This window comes from Undibacterium sp. SXout7W (genome assembly GCF_049339385.1).
Lineage (GTDB): Bacteria > Pseudomonadota > Gammaproteobacteria > Burkholderiales > Burkholderiaceae_D > Undibacterium.
This window is the reverse complement of record NZ_JBMPPF010000002.1, coordinates 114,237-137,270: the sequence shown is the minus strand read 5'-3', so window position 1 is coordinate 137,270 and position 23,034 is coordinate 114,237. Positions and strand designations below refer to the sequence as shown.

21 protein-coding genes and 3 pseudogenes are annotated in these 23,034 nt (G+C 49.3%); 12 read left to right on the top strand and 12 right to left on the bottom strand.

All coding sequences use genetic code 11. The features are described from left to right. Positions 1-138: 138 nt before the first annotated feature. A pseudogene (locus tag ACO0LB_RS03030) lies at positions 139-335 on the bottom strand (transposase); the annotation flags it as partial. A gap of 237 nt (positions 336-572) precedes the next feature. Here ACO0LB_RS03030 and istB point away from each other — a divergent pair. Next, positions 573-1,238, top strand: a pseudogene (gene istB / locus ACO0LB_RS03025) (IS21-like element helper ATPase IstB). 13 nt (positions 1,239-1,251) lie between these two features. On the opposite strand, the gene ACO0LB_RS03020 reads toward istB, so the two are convergent. Further along, the gene (locus ACO0LB_RS03020; protein WP_423046702.1) at positions 1,252-1,674 is read right to left on the bottom strand and encodes a low molecular weight protein-tyrosine-phosphatase; all 423 of its coding nucleotides are present in this window, start codon (positions 1,672-1,674) and stop codon (positions 1,252-1,254) included. A 257-nt stretch (positions 1,675-1,931) separates the two neighbouring features. On the opposite strand from ACO0LB_RS03020, the gene ACO0LB_RS03015 reads away from it, so the two are divergent. Next, a complete protein-coding gene (locus tag ACO0LB_RS03015; protein WP_423046349.1) occupies positions 1,932-2,390 on the top strand; it encodes a hypothetical protein in 459 nt (152 codons plus the stop codon). A gap of 341 nt (positions 2,391-2,731) precedes the next feature. Further along, positions 2,732-3,007 (top strand): hypothetical protein, encoded by a 276-nt coding sequence (locus tag ACO0LB_RS03010; RefSeq protein ID WP_423046347.1) that lies wholly within the window; start codon positions 2,732-2,734, stop codon positions 3,005-3,007. Positions 3,008-3,334: 327 nt separating this feature from the next. On the opposite strand, the gene ACO0LB_RS03005 is transcribed toward ACO0LB_RS03010, so the two are convergent. Next, entirely contained in the window at positions 3,335-3,868 is a 534-nt protein-coding gene (locus ACO0LB_RS03005; RefSeq protein ID WP_423046345.1) for a Spy/CpxP family protein refolding chaperone, read from the bottom strand. A gap of 616 nt (positions 3,869-4,484) precedes the next feature. Here ACO0LB_RS03005 and ACO0LB_RS03000 point away from each other — a divergent pair. Both ACO0LB_RS03000 and ACO0LB_RS02995 read left to right on the top strand, forming a co-directional pair. After that, on the top strand, positions 4,485-5,213 hold the full coding sequence (locus ACO0LB_RS03000) for a response regulator (RefSeq protein ID WP_423046343.1): 729 nt from the start codon (positions 4,485-4,487) through the stop codon (positions 5,211-5,213). Continuing rightward, positions 5,210-6,556, top strand: a complete 1,347-nt coding sequence (locus ACO0LB_RS02995; RefSeq protein ID WP_423046341.1) for an ATP-binding protein — start codon at positions 5,210-5,212, stop codon at positions 6,554-6,556. Before ACO0LB_RS03000 ends, ACO0LB_RS02995 begins: the two co-directional genes overlap by 4 nt. A 181-nt stretch (positions 6,557-6,737) precedes the next feature. Here ACO0LB_RS02995 and ygiD read toward each other — a convergent pair whose 3' ends face one another. Beyond that, positions 6,738-7,514 (bottom strand): 4,5-DOPA dioxygenase extradiol, encoded by a 777-nt coding sequence (ygiD, locus tag ACO0LB_RS02990; RefSeq protein WP_423046339.1) that lies wholly within the window; start codon positions 7,512-7,514, stop codon positions 6,738-6,740. 334 nt (positions 7,515-7,848) lie between these two features. On the opposite strand from ygiD, the gene ACO0LB_RS02985 reads away from it, so the two are divergent. After that, positions 7,849-8,325 (top strand): DUF2721 domain-containing protein, encoded by a 477-nt coding sequence (locus tag ACO0LB_RS02985; RefSeq protein ID WP_423046700.1) that lies wholly within the window; start codon positions 7,849-7,851, stop codon positions 8,323-8,325. A 3-nt stretch (positions 8,326-8,328) separates the two neighbouring features. Here the strand turns inward: ACO0LB_RS02985 and ACO0LB_RS02980 are convergent, their stop codons facing one another. Beyond that, on the bottom strand, positions 8,329-9,726 hold the full coding sequence (locus tag ACO0LB_RS02980) for a hypothetical protein (RefSeq protein WP_423046337.1): 1,398 nt from the start codon (positions 9,724-9,726) through the stop codon (positions 8,329-8,331). 191 nt (positions 9,727-9,917) lie between these two features. Here ACO0LB_RS02980 and ACO0LB_RS02975 point away from each other — a divergent pair, with 191 nt between their 5' ends. Beyond that, positions 9,918-11,576, top strand: coding sequence for a long-chain fatty acid--CoA ligase (locus ACO0LB_RS02975; RefSeq protein ID WP_423046336.1), 1,659 nt, complete (start codon positions 9,918-9,920; stop codon positions 11,574-11,576). A gap of 181 nt (positions 11,577-11,757) precedes the next feature. On the opposite strand, the gene ACO0LB_RS02970 is transcribed toward ACO0LB_RS02975, so the two are convergent. Continuing rightward, positions 11,758-12,288 (bottom strand): PaaI family thioesterase, encoded by a 531-nt coding sequence (locus ACO0LB_RS02970; protein WP_423046334.1) that lies wholly within the window; start codon positions 12,286-12,288, stop codon positions 11,758-11,760. Next, entirely contained in the window at positions 12,285-12,725 is a 441-nt protein-coding gene (locus ACO0LB_RS02965; protein WP_423046332.1) for a PaaI family thioesterase, read from the bottom strand. The genes ACO0LB_RS02970 and ACO0LB_RS02965 overlap by 4 nt, the downstream gene beginning before the upstream one ends. A gap of 109 nt (positions 12,726-12,834) precedes the next feature. Between ACO0LB_RS02965 and ACO0LB_RS02960 the strand changes: the two genes are divergently transcribed. Further along, a complete protein-coding gene (locus ACO0LB_RS02960; protein WP_423046330.1) occupies positions 12,835-13,917 on the top strand; it encodes a GlxA family transcriptional regulator in 1,083 nt (360 codons plus the stop codon). On the opposite strand, the gene ACO0LB_RS02955 is transcribed toward ACO0LB_RS02960, so the two are convergent. Beyond that, positions 13,873-14,580 carry a glycine-rich domain-containing protein gene (locus tag ACO0LB_RS02955; RefSeq protein ID WP_423046328.1) on the bottom strand — a complete coding sequence of 236 codons (708 nt, stop codon included), beginning with the start codon at positions 14,578-14,580 and terminating at the stop codon, positions 13,873-13,875. The two genes, ACO0LB_RS02960 and ACO0LB_RS02955, sit on opposite strands and share 45 nt — an antisense overlap. Before the next feature lie 366 nt (positions 14,581-14,946). Between ACO0LB_RS02955 and ACO0LB_RS02950 the strand changes: the two genes are divergently transcribed. The 3 genes and pseudogenes from ACO0LB_RS02950 to ACO0LB_RS02940 all read left to right on the top strand — a co-directional run bounded on the left by ACO0LB_RS02950 (position 14,947) and on the right by ACO0LB_RS02940 (position 18,596). Further along, positions 14,947-16,605, top strand: coding sequence for a methyl-accepting chemotaxis protein (locus ACO0LB_RS02950; protein ID WP_423046326.1), 1,659 nt, complete (start codon positions 14,947-14,949; stop codon positions 16,603-16,605). An 89-nt stretch (positions 16,606-16,694) separates the two neighbouring features. Beyond that, complete coding sequence (locus ACO0LB_RS02945; protein WP_423046324.1) at positions 16,695-17,546, top strand: HDOD domain-containing protein; 852 nt, start codon at positions 16,695-16,697, stop codon at positions 17,544-17,546. 82 nt (positions 17,547-17,628) lie between these two features. Next, a pseudogene (locus tag ACO0LB_RS02940) lies at positions 17,629-18,596 on the top strand (MBL fold metallo-hydrolase). Positions 18,597-18,668: 72 nt separating this feature from the next. Here the strand turns inward: ACO0LB_RS02940 and ACO0LB_RS02935 are convergent. The 4 genes from ACO0LB_RS02935 to ACO0LB_RS02920 all read right to left on the bottom strand — a co-directional run bounded on the left by ACO0LB_RS02935 (position 18,669) and on the right by ACO0LB_RS02920 (position 20,660). After that, positions 18,669-18,854 carry a hypothetical protein gene (locus ACO0LB_RS02935; RefSeq protein WP_423046323.1) on the bottom strand — a complete coding sequence of 62 codons (186 nt, stop codon included), beginning with the start codon at positions 18,852-18,854 and terminating at the stop codon, positions 18,669-18,671. Beyond that, positions 18,832-19,044 carry a SlyX family protein gene (locus ACO0LB_RS02930; protein WP_423046322.1) on the bottom strand — a complete coding sequence of 71 codons (213 nt, stop codon included), beginning with the start codon at positions 19,042-19,044 and terminating at the stop codon, positions 18,832-18,834. The genes ACO0LB_RS02935 and ACO0LB_RS02930 overlap by 23 nt, the downstream gene beginning before the upstream one ends. A 106-nt stretch (positions 19,045-19,150) precedes the next feature. Then, positions 19,151-20,227, bottom strand: a complete 1,077-nt coding sequence (locus ACO0LB_RS02925) for an alpha/beta hydrolase (protein ID WP_423046320.1) — start codon at positions 20,225-20,227, stop codon at positions 19,151-19,153. 70 nt (positions 20,228-20,297) lie between these two features. Next, on the bottom strand, positions 20,298-20,660 hold the full coding sequence (locus ACO0LB_RS02920; RefSeq protein WP_423046318.1) for a hypothetical protein: 363 nt from the start codon (positions 20,658-20,660) through the stop codon (positions 20,298-20,300). A gap of 523 nt (positions 20,661-21,183) precedes the next feature. Here ACO0LB_RS02920 and ACO0LB_RS02915 point away from each other — a divergent pair. Beyond that, the gene (locus ACO0LB_RS02915) at positions 21,184-22,926 is read left to right on the top strand and encodes a methyl-accepting chemotaxis protein (RefSeq protein WP_423046316.1); all 1,743 of its coding nucleotides are present in this window, start codon (positions 21,184-21,186) and stop codon (positions 22,924-22,926) included. Positions 22,927-23,034: the final 108 nt, after the last annotated feature.

The window sequence follows — 23,034 nt, the reverse complement described above, 5'->3', positions numbered from 1 at the left end:
ATTTATAGGGAATTTTGAAATGTTTCCATTCATTTCTGTTGTTTCATTTTCAATGATTAAATGTAAACAAATTTACATTTAATCGTGTTAATAACTAATGGGCGTTATGTCTAATTATCTTGTCTTTAGGGAGTATCCTCATTTCAATTTCATCCAGATAAAAGCACATGCCATAGAGAGCATGACTTTGAAATTTCGCGCCAATTTCTCAAAGCAAGTCGCAATACTGCGGAAATGCTTCAATCTGGCAAAAAAATTTCAACCAGATGGCGTTGCTTGTATAGACGTGCATCGAATTCCGGATTGGCTTTAGTGTTGTTGGTTCTTCTGGAAATCTACCTTGTCACAATCGACGGGCATGGTTACATGCGTTCCACATCAAATGCGGGGGCAAGAGTTTGATTTCCGCCTAACCGCCACTGCCGTCGATATTCTTCAAAAGAGTAAATGCATCACAACTCATATTCGCAGTTATGAACGTGGAAAATTCACTGTGCACAAGCAGCATAGAACGGAAGCGCACGCAGCGATTGCTGAATGGAGTCTAGAAAAATCATTGGAATGAACGTTAAATTGCCAATCCAAGTATCGGCGAAATTCCGTTCGAACAAAGAATTCGTATTCTTGTAGATCAGGAGGCCACATCCCGAAACAGCAAGCGTATGCAAATGTTGCTAAAAAAAGCGAAACTACAAATGCAAGCATCCGTCGAAAACATTGACTACCGTGCTCCACGCGTTGTCGACAAATCTCAGATATTGTCGCTGACTACTTTGGAATGGATGCAGCAAAATCTTAATCTGGTATTGACAAGACTAACAGGCACAAGAAAAACCTGGCTTGCGTGCGCGCTGGGAAATCAAGCTTGCAAAAACGGACTTCCTACATTTTTTATTCGCGTCCCGACGCTAATGTTGGAACTGACTTCTGCACGGGCATTGAATTTATTTCAGTAAAGATTACAGCAGCTAGAAGAATTTGATTTTCTTATCCTAGATGATTGAGGTACTGAACCTTTTAATCAACGTGCTCAACATGACTTACTTGAGTTAATTGATGCACGTGCAGGAAAGAAGTCCGCAATTATCACAAGTCATTTTCCTATGAGCGCGTGGCATGATACGCTGCCAAACAAAACAGTGGCAGATGCTATCTTGAACCGAGTTGTCTACAGTTCTTACGCTGTCAAGTTGTCTGGTGAATCACTAAGGAAAAAGACGAGGCAAAAAATAAAATAGTCAAAAATCGACTTCAGCACTGAGCCATCTGTGAATAAAAGCGCAGGTGGCTTTTTTGATGCGACTTGGTGGTACAGGTGAAATGCGAATGAGTAGCTTTTTTGAATGCCATTTGATGGTTTATTTGACGCGAATTCGCAGCAGGGCAGCATGACCTTAACAAGGCCAGATTTCGCTTATCCATCGCCAGTATAAAATCAAAGCGGATGAAGTCTTCCTGATTCACCTGACGCGCGCGTTGTGCAGACAAATCTATCCCGCACTTGAATGCAAATTCCTGTGAACGCAGATCCGGTGGTTTACCAATATGATCAGCATGCGTTCCCGCTGAACCGATAGACAACACCGAAGCCAACCCTGCCACGTTAGCCTTGTGACGAAATACGCCTTCTGCTGTTGGTGAGCGGCAGATGTTACCCATACAGACAAATAGAATAGAAGTCGTTTTATTATTAATGATCCGGACTCAGATTATTTCAACGTAATGTAATGTGATTCAGTTACTGCCAAAGTATCATAAAACACATCTGCGATGCCCAAGCAGAAAATAGTGAATGCGTCGTTATGTTGCGCCGAAAAATATCAAGTAACAATTCGCAACACATTCTGTGTCAACACAAATGCAACGGGCAGCGTTCTTGGCATACGTAGATTGACTACGTAAAACAAATCAACCAAAGAACAGGATTTCAAATGAACAAGCTGATCGCCTCCCTCGTTGCTGCTACCTTCGCTATGGGTACAGCGTTCGCACAAACACCAGCTACTGCTGCAAAAACAGTCGCACCCGCTACACCAGCGGTAGCAGCGCAAGCCGCAGCAAGCACAGCTAAAACTTCTGTCGCGGCATCTGCCGCAGACGCGAAAGCCGCAACACCAGCAGCATCAGTCGCAGCCACAACTGGCGATGCAAAATCTGTCGCTCCGGCAGCAGAGAAAAAAGTCAGCAAACATGTAAAACATGCCAAACAAAAAACAGAAGCGCTGGCGGATACAAAAATAGAAGCAAAGACTGACGTAAAAGCAGACGCTAAAACAGATGCGAAAGCAGCGGCTAAATCAGAGGTAAAAGCAAACGTAAAAACCGATTTAAAAACACATCCGGTTGCAGAACCAAAAGCAGAAACAACGAAACAAGCTCCTGCAAAATAAACTGACAATTGAATGGCTGATATCGACGATATCAGTCTAAATGAAAATCGGCAGACATTAAAAAATGTCTGCCGATTTTCATTTTATTTTAAGAAAAATATGACGAAATTTTTAATCATTATTTTCTTCAGATCATTGTTTATTTTTTGATGAAAAAAATTTTTTGAAAAACAAAAACATCATGATTTTTTAAAAAATTTCACTGCTTAAAAATGAAAAAATAATCGCGTCAACAATTACAATTCGCAACAAATTTCATGTCAACAGAAATCATGTTGAACACGTTTTTAGCTTACGTAGATTGACTACGCTAACCAGATTAAAACAGAACAGGATTTATCATGAACAAGATCATCGCTTCCATCATCGCCACTACTTTTGCTATGGGCACTGCATTTGCTCAAACACCAGCAACTCCAGCGAAAGCGGCTACTCCTGCCAGCACCAGCGCTACGGCTCCAGCGTCAGCACCCGTAGCAGAAAATAAAACAGCGACTCCTGCTGGTGAGAAAAAAGCACATAAACATCACAAACATGCAGCTGCAAAAAAAGAGGCAAAAGAAAGTGCCAATACAGAACCTAAAGCCGAACAAACAAAAACTGCACCAGCTAAATAATCTGACTGGATGACAAATCCAACAGCGCAATTCGCTGTCGATCTAATCAATAAAAAAGAAGCACCTGTTCAAAAAACAGGTGCTTCTTTTTATGTATGGGCTGACAAAAAATATCCCAACATTGCATGACGAAAATAATACGAGCTTGTACGAAATTTACACTGAACTTATACAACAAAAGCTATCACTCTAACGAGACAACATTTCCTCAATTCTGAAAATTCTCAATGATGTCTGATTGGATACAGATCACTTCAAATAAGAAAATCAGATTGATTGTTCCAGTACTCGCGATGTGTGCAATAGTACCGGAACAAAATAGAGGATTTAAGGCTTTTTATCGCCGCTCATAGAACCATGACCATGCATATGGTCAGACATGCGTTCATGCATATTTTTTTCCATGCGACGATGACTGTCATCAAATATTTTTTGCTGTTCTGGTGTCAGGATGGCGTAAAAAGTTTTTAACGCGGACAGACGTGTCTGCATCTGTGCCAAATGTTCTTTAGCACGATCCAGGCCTTTTTCCAGACGTTCCGGCGTCGTCATTTTTTCCAGCTCTTTATGATCTGGACGTGCTGGCATCGCGCCAGGATTCATTGCGTCAGTAAAGGTTTTCCATGCAGGTTCCTGAGCTGCGGTAATTTTCAATTTATCGTGTAGCTCGGCCTGATGCTTCGCCATGCGATCTTTCATTTTTTCGGCCCATTTTGCCTTGTCACCGGGTGCTTCGTGGTGTCCTGCGTGTGCATCTGGCGCTGGCGGTGCCGGAGGTGTACTTTGTGCATAAACACTGCCAGCGATGGCAAGAGTCATTGCTGTCAAACCAATGTACAATTTCATTTTCAGAATTTTCATGATTTTTATCTCGTTGAGTTGAACAGTTCATACCCGTCTCCGAATTCATTGCAGATTAATCACTGTCATCAGCACTGACCGGGTTGCGGCAAGTATTGGCGGTGAAGGATCAGGAATGAAAAAAAACTGACGGTATAAACGCAATGGCTGATCTGCGATCAAACATCTTCGCTTCAGTCATAGCCTGTATCTTGGGTCATAGATGTAACTATCAAATGTCAGACAGCTTCTGGTTTGTATCCCTGTGTAACAGTCTCGATGAGAAAGAGAGATATGCAGGGAAAAAATACACGATTCAGCAGGCAAAATATGACCTGAAAGACAGCGCAAGGCGTGGAATTCATGTGACGCTAACTTGCCTCTGGTATGGCTTTGTTTGACCTAAGTATGACCTTATTATGACTTTAATCAGCTCTGAGCCTGAGTAAGAACAGCAAATAGCAACATCAGGTGTGTCAGATGTATAAAGCAAAATAATCAACAAATACACTGGGGAATGTTGCCGGGCGAATACCTGAATCATGTCTGAATAACGATGAAATTCTGATCATTGACGATAACAAGCCGATACAAAATCACCGCCTCCAATTCCTCCGCCGGAGTCATAATGAAAAGCATGGATACATTAAATAAAATTCTCATCGTTGATGATGACCGCGACATCCGCAGTTTGCTGGCTGATTATCTGGATAATAACGGCTATGCCACTGTCACAGCCGGTGAAGGCAATGCGATGTGGGCGGCGCTGCAGGAGCATCAGATTGATCTGGTGGTGCTGGACTTAAATCTGCCCGGCGATGACGGCCTGACACTGTGCCGAACGCTCAGGAGCAAATCATCGCTGCCCGTCATTATGCTGACAGCAAGGGGCGAGCCACTCGACCGGATTCTTGGTCTGGAAATGGGCGCAGATGATTATCTGCCAAAACCTTTTGAACCTCGCGAACTGCTGGCGCGTGTCCGCAGTGTTTTACGACGGACGCAATCGAGTCATCACAATCAACATGGCGAAGCCTTACAAAAATTAAAATTTGCAGGCTGGGCACTGGATATGACTGCACGTCATCTGCTAAGCCCTGAAGGGATGATCGTGTCGCTGTCTGGTGCAGAATTCAGGATGTTGAGTATTTTTCTGGATCATCCCAACCGTATCCTGAACCGGGATCAGTTATTGAATATGACGCACGGTCGTGATGCTGACCCGTTTGACCGGTCTATCGATATTCAAATCAGTCGTCTGCGCCAGAAATTACGGGAAGATGCACGTTCACCGCAAATCATTAAAACAGTTCGCAATGGTGGTTATGTTCTGGCAGTGACGGTCACCACGGAGCCAGATGCATGAAAATTCTGTCGTCCATGTGGGGAAGGGTATTTGCCATTTTGTTGCTGGGCGTACTTGCGTCTACCGTATTAACGTGGTGGCTGACATTTGGCGAGCGACAAAAAACTCTGTCGCAATACCGCGACTCGCATGCCGTTGAGCGGGCCGAACAGTTGGTGCTGGCGCTGGATGCGCTGCCAGCGGCGAATCGTGAAGCCTTTCTGGCAACAGCACCACGACTGGGTCTGAAGGTCACCACTCTGCCAGCAGCAACCACTGATGTTGTTCCTCGCTCCAATTATGCGATTGCAGTCAGCAAGCGTCTGGATAAAAATTTCCGGGTCATGTCGCTGCCACAAGACCCTGCGTCCTGTCCACGCATTCCGCCTGATTTTCAGTCGTCCCGCTTGCCATGCGAAGCGCTGGGGATCACGCTGCACGACGGTACAGAACTGCGTCTGACTGTGCTGCCGCCACGCAGCCCGGTACCGCCCATGAGTCCAGACTTTATACAGTACCTGTTCATGTTTTTGACCAGCATTGCAGTACTGGCTTTTCTGATCGCCAAAATGACCATGCGACCTCTGCAGCAGATGGCGCAGGCAGCAACAGATCTGGGGCAAGATATCAATCGTCCGCCTTTACCTGAAAAAGGTGCGAAAGAAATTTTACAAGCGACGCGTGCCTTCAATGCGATGCAGGCGCGGATACGGCAACACATCGCACAACGTACGCATATGCTGGCGGCCATTACGCATGATCTGCAAACGCCTCTGACACGCTTGCGTCTGCGTCTGGAAAAAGTGGGCGATGATGATCTGCGTGACAAACTGATCGGTGATCTGTCTGCCATGCAGATGCTCATCAAGGACGGATTGGATCTGGCGCGTAGTATGGATAGTAACGAAGCCTTACGGCCTCTGGATCTGGACTCACTACTCGATAGCGTCTGCGCCGATGCCAATGATGCGGGTCAGGATGTCAGTTTTGAAGGTAAGCCGGGCATTACCGTGATGGCAAGACCGCAGGCGTTACGCCGCTGCCTGACAAATCTGATCGATAATGCAGTGAAATATGGTCACTTTGCGAAGGTCAGCCTGGCAACAGGGACCGATGCCGCGGCCGATGTCTTGCATATATTGATACGCGACGGCGGAAATGGCATCCCTCCTGAATACCAGAACAAGGTATTCGAACCATTTTTCCGGATTGAAACATCGCGCTCGCGCGAATCTGGCGGCACAGGTCTGGGGCTGACGATTGCACAAAATATCGCTCAACAACACGGCGGACAATTAGCGTTGACGAATATGTCCGAAGGCGGTCTGGAAGTGCGCCTGACCCTGCCTGTCGCGGCGGCTTAGTTTATAGCTCAGTTACCGCACACTTACCTATTAATGGCGATCCCATGGCAGTTCAACTGCCATGGCCGTAATGTCGTAGTCGTAGTCAGAAAAAAATAGCTGAAATCCAGTACTTGCGAGCAATATTCCTGTTTCGGTGACAGGATATGCAGAATATATTACGTATCTTGCTATGCGACGTTTATGCAACCACGACAGACATCATGCTGATCGCCCCCAGTTCAATGCCATCCACTACAATCTCCAACTGATCCTGCGCTGTATGGCAGCCGAGTACATACAGTAAAGGCAGAAAATGCTCTGTGGTTGGGACAGATAGGGTGGCGTCGCTCCCCATGCGGGTAAAGTTGATCACCTTGTTCCAGTCCCGACTCACGATGGCTTGTCTGATATTGTCATTGAATCGTGTCGCCCAGTCATACGCAGGGGCGTGAAATGCAAGGCGTCGCAGATTGTGTACCACATTGCCACTTGCCGCAATCATCACGCCTTCTTCACGCAGCAAAGCCAGTTTCTGTCCCAAAGAAAAATGCCAGGCCTCGGGCTGATCCATATTCAGGCTGAGCTGCACCACCGGAATATTAGCTGCCGGATACGCTTTGACCAACACTGACCAGGTTCCATGATCCAGACCCCATTGCTGATCCTGAATCACCAGCTCCGGTGACAGTAATTCAGCAATACGTGCCGCCAATGCCGGGTCTCCTGGTGCCGGATACTGCATGTCAAACAAAGCCTGCGGAAATCCACCAAAATCGTGAATCGTCTTTGGCTCTGCCATCGCAGTCACTGCAACGCCATGCGTCATCCAGTGCGCAGAAATCATCAGGATGGCTTTCGGCGTGGGGAAACGCTGCCCCAACTGCTCCCAGGCCTGCGTATAGCGATTATTTTCCAGTGCATTCATAGGACTGCCATGTCCAAAAAAAATCGCTGGCATACGTTGAGATACTGACATAAGTTACTCCTGAGGTTCATCGCTATCGTAATGCATCGCGGTGCAATCATCATGGTGCAGTACAGACCGTGCTATCCAGAAGAGGATGAATCACGACCATACGGAAGACATAATTTACTGCCATATTGTGTTGTCTGCGCTTACTCTATTATCATCTATCCGCCTGAATGATGTGCATGGGATCGTGTACAGTCTGCCAGGAAGAGGTCTTACCAAGACCTGACCACGTAATCCCGTTACAAACAAGACTTTGTCCGGCAAGCCAGCACATTACGCAATCACCATGTGCAAATGCCGCGTCTGCCAGCCAATGAAAAGAAGAGAGTATTTTATGATTAGTCTGCAACTTGGCGATGTCAGCCACATTATCCAACTGGCGATCGCGCCGGTATTTTTACTGACCGGTGTGGGTACAAAATTGTCCGTCCTGACCAGCCGTCTGGCACGTATCATTGACCGGGCAAGGGTAGTGGAAGATTTATTGCAGAAAATGCCAGACGATAGGGCCCCCATCAACAAGCTGGGGCTGGAATACGAACTCAATGAACTCTACGAACGCTCACGCCTGATTAACCGTGCCATCACCCTCAGCACATCCTGCGGTCTGCTGATCTGCCTGGTCATTGCGACACTGTTTCTTGGCGATGCAACCAGCCTGAATCTGGACAAACTGATTGCAGCCTTGTTTGTCGGAGGTATTTTTTCGCTGATCGGCAGCTTTATTTACTTCATGCGGGAAATCCTGGTCGCGACAAAAACTCTGTCGCGCCAGCATAAACACGGCAAGAGCAGAGCCTTGCCGGGTGAGTAAAATTTATTTTGTCGGGATTGGCTGCACCAGAACGATGACATCAATCGCAGCCGTACCCGGTGTCGTCACCGTGATAGGCTGATAACCGCCACTGGCACGGAAAATCATAATCGTATCAGTACTGACTACCGGAGCAACGAACCCGGCATTGCCAGTGTTCGCACCCGCGATCAGTACTGACGGCCCTGATACCTGCGTCCAACCGTAATACACCTGGTTTGAACCAGTATTCGACGGTGCGTCTACTTTCAGGACAACAGCACTACCGCTCAATGCTACCTGTGTCGGCGTATAAGACACCAAAGAAATCGCGGGCAACGGATCAACGTAAAAAACCACGTCAACCTGCTTAATCGGATCAATCGACACTCCACCAGTCGTGATTGGCGAATTGGAAACATTCAACGTAAAAACAAAAGCCGTGCGTGTGCTTACCTGTTTTGGCAAAGCTGTTGTTGCAACGCTGCTGAAGGCGTTGAAAATATCCACTACCGGGCCTGATTTCTGCGTCCAATAGTAGTAAATAACGCCGCCATCAATCAGTTTTCCGTTCGCGTCATATTTCACTGATTTGCTGCCATCGAGTGTGATATTGGAACCCGACGTCACCACGCCACCGCTATAGGAAATGGGAATCACCGTCGGCTTGATAATCGGATTGACAATCACATTTTGCGTGGCAGTACCAATTTTCTGCTTATCGTCTGTAACGCGGCATTGAAACTTCATGGTGGTGGATGCAGTCACCACCGGTGCCGTAAAACTGGTGACGGCGGTATCCGTCGTCACCAGTTTCACTCCCAGACCGGCATCGTCACTGACCACCCATTGATAGGCGTATGGATCACCGCTCGTGGCTGGCGTACCGCCGCTACCGGTACACGTCATCGTCGCCTTATCACCGGAAGTCACCGTTATATCACTACCTACTTTGGCAATCGGGTTGTAGGTCGATGATGCTTCTTTCAACACCAGCAAGGTGGTCGAGGCAGTATTGCTGTTACCTTTAGCATCGCTGGCAGTAAATGTCAGCTTATAGGTATAGTCGGCGGTCAGCAGCGTGGGTGGTGTGACTTGCAAGGTGCAACTGGCTTCTGTTCCAGTGGGACTCTTTTGTGTATTTTTGCAATCCTGATTTGCCAGAACGGAAACATTATTCGCCCCCAGTGTCAGCGCCTCCAGTTTCCAGGACATCGTAGAAATCGTCCCGGCAGTACTGCTGACCTGCCCCAGAAACGTCAGTGGATTACCATTGGATACTGTCAGCGGCGCGGGAACAGCAACAGTGACCGGATTGCTGCTGCCTGTTGCAGTAGTCGTCCCACTGCTGCCACCGCCGCCGCAGGCGGCCACGAGCAGGCCAGAGAACACGATTGAGGCTAGTCTTATTTGCTGAAACACGCTGACTCCGTTGAATGAGGTAACAATCTGAATAAATAACCATCATTGTAACTTTAGGCAGACAAATGCAGTACATTGATCCATACGGAAGCGGCAAAGTTTCTTGTTGCAAATTTGCGAACGACCGTGCAAAAATAATTTAGGTGTGGCACTCTAATGCAAAAAATTCACATCACACTACGGAGACTGACATGAACACCGCACACTATGCACACTGGCCGCAAGGCTTACCGCATCAGCTGATCACCCCAGAAGCCAGCGTCTATACGAATCTGCAAGTCTCCGCCTTACGTTACCCGGATAAGCCTGCGATCATTTTTTACGATTCGGTACTGACCTACGCACAATTGCACCAGGAAGTATTGGCGCTCGCCGGGTATCTGCAACAGGTTTGCGGTGTGAAAAGAGGTGACCGGGTATTGCTGAATATGCAAAACTGCCCGCAATTCGTCATTGGTTTTTATGCAATCTTGCGTGCTGATGCGATGGTGGTGCCCGTCAATCCCATGTTGATGACCGATGAACTCACGCATTACATCAGTGATAGCGGCGCTTCTACGGCGCTGGTATCACAAGACGTGTTCCCACGCATGCTGCCGCTGGTCGGCACGACTGGCCTGAAGCATGCGGTGGTCGCTACGTATTCTGATCATCTGACAGAAGAAACAACGCTGAATGTCCCTGAATTCGTCAAAGCACCAAGAGATGTGGCGGCTCATCAGGGCGTCGTCAGCTGGAAAGACGCCATAGCGACTCAATACCGTCCAAACGAACACATGGCTGGCCCAGACGATCTGGCCTGTATGCCTTACACCTCAGGCACCACTGGCAAACCCAAGGGCTGCATTCACAACCACCGATCGGTCATGTTCAATATCGTTGGCAGCCCGACATGGTCAGGCGCCATTGTGCCGACGCATGTGGCGCTGGCAGTTTTGCCATTTTTCCATGTCACCGGGATGCAATCTGTCATGAACGCCATGATTTACTGTGGTGGTGCACTGGTGATTTTGCCGCGCTGGGATAAAGATGCGGCCGGAGAACTGATTACCCGTTATCACGTCACGAACTGGACGCTGGTGCCGCCAATGATGATCGACTTCCTCTCCAATCCACGTCTGCCGGAATACGATATTTCGAAACTGACGCGGGTTTCCGGTGGCGGTGCAGCAATGCCAGCAGCAATTGCACAAAAACTACTGACCTTGTCTGGTCAGGTGTATATGGAAGGCTATGGTTTGTCAGAAACCATGGCACCATCCCACCTGAATCCACCACAGCGCATGAAGCAACAATGTCTGGGCATTCCTTATTTTAATGTGGATTCCCGCGTCGTCGACCCGACGACCTTACAAGAAGTGAAGCAGGGCGAGACCGGAGAAATTTGGATACATGGTCCGCAAGTGTTTCAAGGCTATTGGAATGATCCTAAAAAAACAGCAGAATCATTTGCTGAACTTGATGGTAAGCGCTTCTTCCGTTCCGGCGATCTCGGCTACATTGATGAAGAAGGCTTCTTCTTCTTTACCGATCGCCTCAAACGGATGATCAATGCCAGTGGCTTTAAAGTCTGGCCGGCCGAAGTGGAGTCGATGATGTACCAACATCCAGCGATTCAGGAGTGCTGCATTATCGCGGCGCAAGATGCCTACCGTGGCGAAACCGTGAAAGCAGTGATTGTGAAAAAACCTGGCGTCAACATCACTGGCGACGAAATCATGGCGTGGGCACATGAAAAAATGGCTGCTTACAAAGTGCCACGCTTTGTCGAGTTCGTCGATACCCTGCCCAAATCCGGTACAGGCAAAGTCATGTGGCGCACACTTCAGGAAAAAGAAGCCACGCACTGAATACTGCCCGAATCACACACGTAGTCATACGCCAATCATGCGCCAATATTGAAGCGGTGCTGGTGAAGCAATCATTCACCAGCACCTCAATATGCACGATCTGATATGAACGATCTGACCGACGCCATACCGGGTGCGGTCAGGCTCAGGTCAGGTTAAGATCAGTTGCAGTCAGTTGCCATCAGGGCAGAGGAAAAATCAGACAGGTTGTCGTCGCATGTGCGTAGACTTTGCCCTGGCTATCAATAATACGGCCCTCTGCCGTTCCTACCTGCCGTCCCACCTGAATCACTTTGCCCTCCGCTCTGACCGGACCGGTTTTTTCATTCATGGCGCGAATCAGATTGACCTTGATTTCCAGGGTTGTATATCCCATACCTTTAGGCAGCATGGATTGCACTGCACAACCCACTGCAGAATCGAGCAAGGTACAGAAATAGCCTCCATGCACACTGCCCATCGGGTTGTAATGCTGACGTCCCGGCGTCCCCTGAAATACGATACGACCAGCCTCGCCTTCGACTGGAAAAAAATCCATGGTTTTGCCGATGCCGGCAACCGGATGATGTCCATTCAGTATGCCTTGCAAAAACTCCAGACCAGTCATTTCCTTGACCAGCGCCAGATCCATCGTACCTGGCTCACGCATATTGGCACGTACTTCGGCCTCGCGCGCCAACCATTGCTGCAATACTGTCATTTCTTGATTCATGCCACATCCTTTTTAGGAAATAAGATCATTTGTGTGCAACGGAACAGAGCGATTTTTTTACCTTCATAACTGACCACGGCATCCCATACCTGAGTCGTGCGCCCGAGATGACAGGCGCTGGCATGCACGGTGATTTTTCCGGAACGCGCAGTCCCTAAAAAATTCGATTTCAACTCCGCCGTCGTGAAACTGGCAGCCCCTTCCGGCAGACTGGCAATACAGCCATATCCACAAGCCGTATCCGCCAGTGTCACCACCGTACCGGCATGCAGATAGCCATTGGGAGCCAGCAGATGTGGCGCAATATCCAGCTCGGCATGTACTTCGCCTTTGGCAACCGATAGCATGCGTATGCCCAGATGTCCCGGCAAAAAGGAGGCCCCATGCTGATTCATGCGCAAGGCATGTTCCTCTGGCGAGTGTTGCGCTGTGTTCATCGTCATCTCTCATTAAAAAGCGTCTGCAACCATTGTAGGGATTGCGTAACGTCATGCACAGTGTCAGTATTGACTCTTTTAAGGCAAATACTGACATACAGGTGATGCAATGACTCATATTGAAGTCTGGATCTATCCCGGTTGCATGGCGTCGGCAGTGACCGGACCACTGGATGTGCTGGCGGTTGCTAATGCCATCTGGGCTACACGGAACAAAGAAGCCAGTCAGGCTTTATTCAGCTGGAGCCTGCGCTCCATTGATGGTGCGCCAGTGTTGACGCCGGCCAATATTCATCTGCATGCCGACGGTGCCATACAAAGCGAAGCGCGACCCGATGTCGTACTGTTGCCAGGGTTTTATGTAGATCAGGGCAGCAGCGGTGTGGCTCACACTCTGCAAACGATGCAGGCGCTGTATCCACTGTTAAAACAAAGGCATCAGCAAGGATGTCTGCTGGCATCCAATTGCAGCGCCAGTTTTTTACTGGCAGAAGCTGGTTTGCTGGATGAGGGTCATGCCACGACAGCATGGTGGCTGGAACGCCTGTTCAGAAAACGGTATCCACAAATACATCTGCATCTTGCCGATGTGCTGCATGAGCATAACAACATCATTACTTCCGGCGCAGCCTCTACCTATCTGAATCTGGCCTACCACCTGACAGAGCTGTTTGCGGGACAGGAAATCGCGGCGGGAGTCGCTAAAACCTTGCTGATTGATGCCAACCGCGCTTCTCAAATGCCCTATATGCAACTGATAGGACCAACACAACAGGATCGTCAATCACACGCAGACCCGTTGGTGCAGCGTGCACAAAAATGGTTACGTCAGCACCATCAACGACCATTCCGACTACCTGCACTGGCCGATCATCTGGCGGTCAGCGAACGTACGGTCATACGACATTTTCATCAGGTGCTGGGAACCACGCCTGCCAGTTATGCGCAACAGATCAAAATGGATGTGGCAAAACGTTTACTGGAAACCACCACACTCAGCCTGGAAGAAGTTGCCGGACGTACCGGTTACAGCGACCCCAGTTCATTTCGACGCCTGTTCAAACGCCATACCGGCGTCACGCCCGTGGCTTACCGCGAACAATTCGGCCCGGCCAGAAAATCTACCATTCGCTCCGCGAACCCGCACTCAGTCGCCGCCACAGCCACCGCTGCAACCGCCACTACACCCTGAACTATCGCCACTGCCACTACTATCACTGCCGTCGGCACTGAAATAACTATCGCCGGAATCTGAGCTAAATCCGTGAGCGACGCTGCCGTCAGAAAAATCACCGCCGCAATACACCCCGCCGTCTCCGTTTTTACGTAAAGCACTGCAATCCGGTTCGTAGCGAAAACCATCAGCGATATTCCATTTACCATCCAGTGCAAACAACAGAGGCAAACGCGTGGCGTTGCGTGGATTAATATTTTCTTCCAGGCAGGCAAACCACCATGTACGTCGCAGCCCATCATTACTGCGCTGATGCTGCCCTAATACGGCCGCTGGCGTGTGATGCATATACCGGCCAAAAGCTTTACGGCAAAAGGCATCGTAGTTTTTTGTATAGAGAATGAATTCGTGCCATAAATCGTCCACCACTTGCGAAGGCATAGACACCTGTTTGTAGCCGGACTTCAGATACACCAAAAAGAACTGGCGTAGCGCTCTGGCAACGAGCTGCTGATCCTTCAACGACAGATCGGGACGTCGCTGGTGCAGCTTCTCCAGTAAGCCTTTAGGGAACATATAGCTGCGGATGTAGTCGGCCCTGGCAACCGCCCGCCAGCGGGCATACAGATACAGCACCAGTAATAACAATCCCACGCATCCCATGATCAGCAGTGATCGCATCGACAGAACATCCTTCCCTGTTTGCACGATTCAACCTCACGCTGCAAACAATGTATTGAATAAAAAAAGTCATGCCATTTTAACTAATTCATCAACGTAAACATTGATACAAAAAAACACTACTGATGATGGTCATATTGACTATCTAAAAAAACATCTGATTTTTTGTCTATAGCCATCTTTTTTTGAACATGCGAATATATATCGACGACGGAACAGTTTTTGCATTCAAAACGACCATGACTTGTATTTCAATCTCGCTGCTATTCCAGATTTTCTCTTGTCATTAGTCTGTTAGCTTTATTTACTAAATCATTTTTTTCAGATAATTCATGTTCAGGCATGAACTCAACAGGGAGAATCATCATGAATCTGCGTCATCTGCGTATAGGAACCCGTCTGGCAGTCGGTTTTGGGGTCATCCTGGCGAGTCTGATTCTGATCCTGATTATCGACAGCGTGTTCAGCGCCCGTAACCGTCAGCAAATGGTAGATAGTCTGGAGTTATCCAATAACAAATCCACGCAGGCAGCACTTATGAAAAGTGCCATGCTGGAAGGTGGACTGGCGATCCGGAATATCGGCTTGCAGTCGGATATCGCTGAAATTGACAAACAAAAAGTCGTCGTCAAAACCCAGCGTGAACGCTTCCTGAATGCACATAAGGCTTTACTCGCGCTGGGTCTGAACGCCGAAGAAAAAAAGATCGCTGATATCGTCGTGGATTTCGACAAACAAATTGATGTGCCGACAAAAGAAGCGCTGAAAATGCTGCTCAATTTTAATGGCGAAGAAGCTGTCAAAGTGATCGCTACACAGATTGATCCTTTGCAGCAAAAAGCTTTATTAGAAATCAACAAACTGGTCGAGATTCAAAATCAAGCAGCCAAAGACATGTCGGCTGCCACCGAAAGCAAAGGCAAACAACTGACCATCACTCTGTTTGCGATTGGCTTAGTCATTCTGCTGATCGGCGCTGGTTTTTCTGTCTTCCTGACTCGTGGTATCACCACACCATTGCGCGATGCAGTTGCGATAGCCAAACGTGTGGCAGCAGGTGAATTATTGTTTCAGGAGACATCGGAAGGCACCGATGAAATCAGTGAACTGCTGAATGCCTTAAAAGAAATGAATGACAATTTGTATCAGATCGTCAGTGAAGTCAGGCAAGGTACCGATGCCATTGCCACCGCAGCCGGTGAGATCGCGGCTGGCAATGCGGATCTGTCTTCACGTACGGAAACACAAGCTGGCGCACTGGAAGAAACTGCCAGTTCGATGGAAGAAATCACGGCAACTGTGCGCCACAATGCAGACAATGCGCGGCAGGCCAATGGACTGGTGACGTCAGCTTCCGGCTTTGCGGTACAAGGTGGAGAAGAAGTCGGCAAAGTTGTTGATACCATGAATTCCATCCGCGAAAGCTCGCGCAAAATTGTCGATATCATCAGCGTGATTGACGGAATTGCCTTCCAGACAAATATTCTGGCGCTCAATGCCGCTGTCGAGGCTGCCCGTGCGGGTGAGCAAGGGCGTGGCTTTGCCGTCGTGGCGGCCGAAGTGCGCAATCTGGCACAGCGTAGCGCCAGCGCAGCCAAAGAAATCAAAACACTGATTGGTGACTCTGTCGAAAAAGTGGAAGCAGGCGGTAAGCTGGTAGACGCGGCTGGAAAAACCATGAACGATATTGTCAGTTCAGTCAGACATGTCTCCGACATCATGGCGGAAATCACGGCGGCAGGTCTGGAACAAAGCTCCGGTATCGAAGAAGTCAACCGCGCAATCACACAAATGGATGAAATGACGCAGCAAAACGCGGCGCTCGTCGAACAGGCTGCTGCTGCTGCCGAAAGCATGGAAGAACAGGCCGAAAATCTGGCACGTACTGTGTCGGCATTCAAGCTCGGCAACGCGGCCAATCGCCCGCAAGCGGCAAAACCAGCACAAACCCAAGCGCCAGCTAATTTGTTCGCCGACAATGAAAAAGGCAAATTATTGAAAGCACTTGGACTGAGCAAGAGTTAACGCGTAGGATAAGGTTTTTTGCACCAGCGCATCAAAAAAGGGCGTGGCGATTTCAAATACGAACGCCCTTGTTGCAACTGACCTTTTCTATGAACAAATCCGACGCTTTAAAAAGTATTGCCGCTCAGGCCAACCGTGGAGATCTTGTCTTTCCGACCAATGTCACCGCATCACTCAAAATTCAGGAAGCACTCGACAGCCCTGATTGTGGTCTCGAAGTGGCCGCCAAACTGGTCATCACCGAGCCATTAATAGCAGCGCGGGTCGTGGCTATCGCCAATTCTGTTGCTTATAGTCGTTTTGGCGGCGGCGTTACCAATATCAAAACTGCGGTCACCATCCTGGGATTCAGCACTCTGCGCTCTGTGATTGCTTCAGTCGCCATGCGTCAACTGAGTTACGCCGTTTCCCAACCTGCCATACGTGCCCAGATGCAGCAAATGTGGCAACACTCAGCCCATGTCGGTGCACTCGCTCACTTGCTAGCACGTAAAGTCAGTCACGTTGATCCAGAATCTGCCCTGTTTGCCGGCATCGTGCATGAGGTTGGCAGTTTTTACCTGCTGTCACGTGCCGAGGAGTTTCCCTCACTGCTGGACCGCGACACCGCTCCAGCATCTGAAGACGCACCGCTGGAAACCCATGAGACCTTTATCGGACGCGCGGTACTCAGCAAACTGATGGTGCCGAAACGCGTCGTCAGTGCCATCGAAACCCTGTGGTATGGCGTTCGTACTACACCTCCGGAGACACTCGGCGATACGTTGCTGCTTGCCAATGAACTGGCCAGCGTGGCATCTCCGCTGGACCCACGTACCCCAGAGGAATTACAGGCACTGATCGACAACAGCGACTTTACCGTTGACACCTCAACACTCACACAGATACTCCATGACTCGGCTGGCGATCTGTCTTCGCTGACCAATGCCTTACTCGACTAAGGACTGCCAAAACGCATCCTTCCAAACTTAGGCATAATAAGCTGCCCATTTGGCTCTACTCTCGTCTGGAAGGAAGAAACTGATGAACATGCCTCATCTGCTCCGCAACCGTATTGTTACTACTATTGCTACTGTTGCCACACTTGGCTTGCCTGCTGCGTCCGTCTTGGCAGCGGCACCGCTGGCGACAACAGCAGCGCCCGGGTTTTACCGCACCATGCTCGGTGAATTTGAAATCACGGCACTGTCGGACGGTACCGTTACCCTTCCTGTGGATAAATTACTGACCAATATCAAGCCAGCACAAGTCACGCAAGCACTGAGCAAAGTGCATCAGCACAGCCCACTGGAAACATCGGTTACCTGATCAACACAGGCAGCAAGCTGATATTGATTGACACCGGTGCTGGCACATTGTTTGGTCCGACACTGGGTAAATTACAGGCGAATCTGAAAGCGGCTGGCTACACACCAGATCAGGTCGATGAAATTTACATCACCCATATGCATCCTGATCACGTTGGTGGCCTGATGGATGGTGAAAAAATGGTCTATCCAAATGCAGTCATCCGCGCCGACCAGCATGATGCTGATTTCTGGCTCAGCCAGACAAACCTGGACAAAGCACCGGCAGAAGCCAAAGGCTTTTTTCAGGGAGCAATGGCGTCGCTGAACCCTTATGTCAAGGCGGGCAAGTTTAAAGCGTTTGAGGGTGATACCGATCTGCAGCCTGGCATCAAAGCCATTGCGGCACACGGCCACACCGCTGGTCACAGCATTTATAAAATTGACAGCAAAGGACAATCACTGGTGTTATGGGGCGATCTGATGCACGTTGCTGCGGTGCAGTTTGCCAACCCTGCGGTAACAATCCAGTTTGATACGGACAGCAAATCAGCGGCTGCTGAGCGTAAAAAAGCCTATGCCAGCGCCGCGCAACAATCCTATCTGGTTGGCGCTGCCCATCTGTCTTTTCCTGGACTTGGCTATGTCAGCAAGCAAGGTAAAGGATATGCCTGGATTCCTGTGAACTACGCGCCGAAGCAATAAAGCACGAAGGAAGCAAAAGAAGGAAGCGCTTATATGACGCTTATATGATGGCATCAGCTCGGTAGAGGCTGCTTAATTGAATAAGCGAATGACTGCCGGATGGACACGTATTTCATGCCATCCGGCAGTCATCTTCATCATCAAAATCCCATCAAGATCGACATTCCGGTCATCGTCACCGACATTTTCAATCAGCTTATCGGCGTCAGACGTATTCAAACGTCTTAGAGCAATTTCAATAATGCGGTGGTCGCTCATCGATCACTGCGTTTCTCTGGCTGGCATTGATCGCCAACTCTTGTATGCGGCCAATCATGGCGGTACACAAGGCTTCCAGCTCATCAATTTTTTTCTGTTGACGATACACCGTGGTGTTGAGTGTATCGACCAGATCATCCTGGCGGCTGAGGCGAATTTCCAGGTCAATCAGGCGTTCTTCGGTCGTCATCTTGTTCTTTCCTACTCATAAAGTCCACGCAGTATGCCATACCAGGCGCGTTCCTTCGCCGCACCTTCTGCAGACTTGGTGTCACCGCTATCACCACACGAAGACATCAGTGCAACAACCTTAGCCTGACAGACGCATCCAGAGTACCCATGAAGTTTTCTACGGCATGCGTATAGTCGTTGTCCAACCCCAGTTGATGATTGATATCGGCATGGCTCATCGCCTGCGGCAGCAAGACAGCACGCATACCCAGCCCCTGCGCTTTGCTGACATACGCTTGTGCCTGCAAACAGGGATGATCCGGACGAGTGCTGGAACAGACCGCCATCACTGGCGACCCAGCTTGCGTCAGTTGCCAGAACGGTGACGCAGCGCGCCAGACCTGCGGATCACGGCCAAATGCCTGATCGTAGAATCGGTAATGCCGTGCGGACATGACTTTGTCTATGTCATACGCCGCGCTGTCGAGTGCAACGGTTCCCAACCACGGCACCACACCATGCGCGCTCAGTAGTGATGGAGAAGATGCCAGCAAGGCGACCAGATGCGCACCGGCAGAATGTCCCATGAGGATCACTTTTGTACTGTCAGCGCCCCAGCTTGCTGCCTTCTGTTGAATATCGGCGAGAGCAACTGCAACGTCTGCCGCCTGCTGCAAGGGCAAGGTATCTGGCAACATGCGGTAATTCACAGAGATAAAAATAAAACCTTTCGGCAGCCAGCGTGCGAGTTTGTTTTGCACCACATGCGCCGCATTTTTACTTCCTGTTCTCCAGGCACCACCATGTACCATCATGATGACAGGCAAGGCCTTGTTACCTGGTTCCGATGTTGCTGGTGGCAGGTACACATCCATGGTCTGACGCGGATCATTGCCATAATGCAGATCACGCAATACCCGGCTACCGGCCGGTAAATTCTGCCCCTGAAACTGATGAGTATCCATAGTGCTCATGCTGTTCTGACCGGCGTCTTCAGTGGTCCCGGCTGCCGCCTCTGATGTCACCTGTCTGTCTTGCTGCTCCTGTCGTTCTGCACGACGCTCCAGCAATCTGTCACGCAGCGCACCGGCGCTGGCGGACTGTGCCAACATCATCATGAATAAGGTCGCCACTAAGGCAAATAGCCCCTTTTTTACAGACCCGATGTTTATACGCTCAACATTGACCAGAACGAAAGACATGATGTATTTCTCACGATGAATTGATATCACAACTATAACACTGCACCACCCGTGAGGAATGTAACAGTATTTATATCTTATCAGCCTGTGCTTCCTGAGTTGCGACGGTGTCACGTGCGATGCTGTTTTGCTGATCCGCTTGCAAATCCATTGCCAGCTTTTGCTCAGGACTCAGACGTTTCGCGCTGATGATCACGGTTTGCATTCTGGATGATTCCTGATCGTAAGCCACTTTCTGCTCTTCGCTCATACTTTTGGCAACAATCGTCACAATCTGCATCTGCTCCTGATACGGTGCCTGGTTCTGTTCCTGCTTCACGCCTTGATGATGGCCGCTGGCGAGACGCTGGTTGATCATGGTCTGGCTCATGAACAGGCTGCTGACAAGCAAGCCAAACACAAAAACCAGTGTTGTTTGAGTAGATTGTTTCATGTCGTTCTCCTGTGTTGACGTCGCGTAGTGACGTGTGGTGGTGCGATGTATGCACTGTAGACACACGCCCATCAAGTCACCAGGCACTTGCGACGAACAGCAAAATCACAGGGATGAACGTACAAAAATCCGTGGTGAAATTATTCACACTCCCACATACCGCAGGTCTTTAGCATCCTCGCGAGTGACCGCAAGATGGTTGTGGGTGGCTTATAGACGCGTTGCCCATGAAGATAGATACAAACAGATACAAATAAATACACGAATTGCAATCAATTGCAAAATCAACAGGCAGCACTGGAACAAGGGATAGTTATGACTTATGATTAATTTACATCAGGCAATTTTTATTGCCTGCATAGACTGACAGGATTTTCGGTACGGCTCTCGATATAAGCGGTGTAAAGTATCGTAGCGATACCAGCAACAAAGCCGCTCGCTGCAAACAAAAAACAGGCCCGGCATCTTCGTCATCAGATCACTGACATATACTTCTTATCAATAAAAGCCATTGGAGATCAACATGAGCATAGCCAAACGTCTGTATCTGCTACTCGCCCTCGCCATTCTGGCGCTGTTTGGCGTAAGCGGATTCGGTGGATACCAAATGAGCAAAGTGTACGATGCCGCCAATTATGCCAACGTCAACACTGTTCCCAGCCTGCTTGCACTAGCGACAGCCAGAAGCCAGTTTGGATTGGACCGCGTACTGGTGTGGCAGCATATGGCGGCAAGTGATGCTGAACAGAAAAAAGGAATAGAAACAAAAATCATCGCGGCACATCAAAAAGTGCTTGACGCTCTGGCACTCTACGAAAAAGACGATATCAGCGATGAGAAAGATGCCGGCTTATTAAAGGAAGTACAAAAAGGCTATAACGACTATGTTGAGGTGAGAAAAAAAGTGATCGCCTTGTCTTATGAAAATAAACCGGACGAGGGCAGAGAGTTATTGATGGGCAATTTAACTGTCTCTAATAAATTAAACAGTGACTTCGACACACATCTGGAATACAACACGGTTTTAGGCAAAAAGGGCGCTGACGATGCAGCGGCAGCGAAGGCTTCTGCCAACGTCATCAGTTTCGGTTTTAGCATCGTAGTTGCTGGCGGTATTATTTTTCTGGGTCTGATACTCACACGCGGCATCAGCCGTTCATTGTCGAAGGCTATCAGCGTGGCAGAAACGGTTGCCAGTGGCGATCTGACGGTACAAATCGACACCTCCGGCAAAGATGAAATGGGTCAGTTGATGCTGGCACTGCAACACATGAACGACAGCTTGCTCAAAGTCGTGGGTGAAGTACGCATCGGCACAGATAATATTGCGTCTGCCTCTACCGAAATTGCCACGGGCAATATGGATTTATCTGCCCGTACCGAACAGCAAGCCGGCGCACTGGAAGAAACCGCATCGTCAATGGAAGAATTGACCAGTACCGTCAGACATAACGCCGATAACGCCCGCCAGGCCAACCAATTGGCGGTATCTGCTTCGGAAGTCGCAAGCAAAGGCGGCGAAGTAGTAGAACGCGTGGTGGAAACCATGGACGGTATTAATGGCTCCGCCAGAAAAATCGTCGATATCATTGCCGTTATTGATGGAATTGCATTCCAGACCAATATTCTGGCGCTGAATGCTGCCGTTGAAGCGGCGCGTGCCGGTGAGCAGGGGCGCGGCTTTGCGGTGGTGGCAGCAGAAGTCCGCAATCTGGCACAGCGCAGCGCCTCGGCAGCCAAAGAGATCAAAACCCTGATTGACGACTCTGTTGAAAAAGTCGATCACGGCAGCAAACTTGTCAGTGAAGCCGGTGCGACGATCCGCGAAGTCGTCGAAAGCGTACGCCGTGTGACCGATGTGGTGAGCGAAATTACGGCAGCCAGCCAGGAGCAAACGGCCGGTATCGACCAGATCAACATGGCAATCACACACATGGATGAAACCACGCAGCAAAATGCAGCGCTGGTCGAACAAGCCGCTGCTGCCGCATCGTCTCTGCAAGATCAGGCAAGCAATCTGGCACAAGTCGTCAGTGTATTTAAAATCAATCAGAGCAGTACTCCACAAGAGACGCAACGTAGCGCACAACACAGCACCTCTGCAAAAGTACGTCCAGCCCCACCGAAAGCACCATCGGCGACCAAATCCAGTGCACGCCCGGCATTAGCCGCCAGTACAGCAAATGCATCCAGCGCGGCCAAATCAAGCTACTCTGGCAAGCCGGCTTCCGGCAGTAAAGTCAATGACGACTGGGAAGAGTTCTGACCAGTGACTGATCTGCAGGCCTGAACGCAATGACACTGGCGTTCCTCGCACAGCAGAGTCTGTCATACCAATAGTGTGGTATTGATTGTGACGCCGTTGCCTTTTATC